At 68.3% G+C, this 375-nt stretch carries 1 protein-coding gene; it reads right to left on the bottom strand.

The window, feature by feature from the left end; all coding sequences use genetic code 11:
* On the bottom strand, nt 1-367 hold a 367-nt coding region (locus KHA85_RS17255), incomplete at its 3' end, for an AMP-binding protein (RefSeq protein ID WP_308936986.1).
* Between the last annotated feature and the right edge of the window lie 8 nt (nt 368-375).

The raw sequence follows: 375 nt of genomic DNA on the forward strand, positions 1-375 counted from the left end.
CGGCCAGGACCGCCACGATCGCCTCGGCGCAGCGCGGCAGCAGCATCGCCACACGCTCGCCGGGGGCGGCGCCGCGGTCAACGAGCAGGTGCGCCAATCGATTAGATGCCGCGTTCAGCTCGCCGTAGGTCATCGAGCGGCTCCCGCACGTGATCGCTACCGCCTCCGCGTCGCGGGCCACCTGCGCCGCGAACAATTGCGGAATCGAGACCGGCGTGCGGGCCGGCTGTGCGAGCACCGCTCGGTTGCCCCATTCGTCGAGCTGGCTGTGTTCATCGGCATCGAGTAGGTCGATCGACAATAACCTCTTGGCCGGTTCGGCCGCCGCGGCCGCCGGTAACGCGCCGCCATCAGATTCCATTTTCACCGTTCACA

The sequence above is a fragment of the Dietzia massiliensis genome (assembly GCF_018390595.1).
GTDB classification, from domain to species: domain Bacteria; phylum Actinomycetota; class Actinomycetes; order Mycobacteriales; family Mycobacteriaceae; genus Dietzia; species Dietzia massiliensis.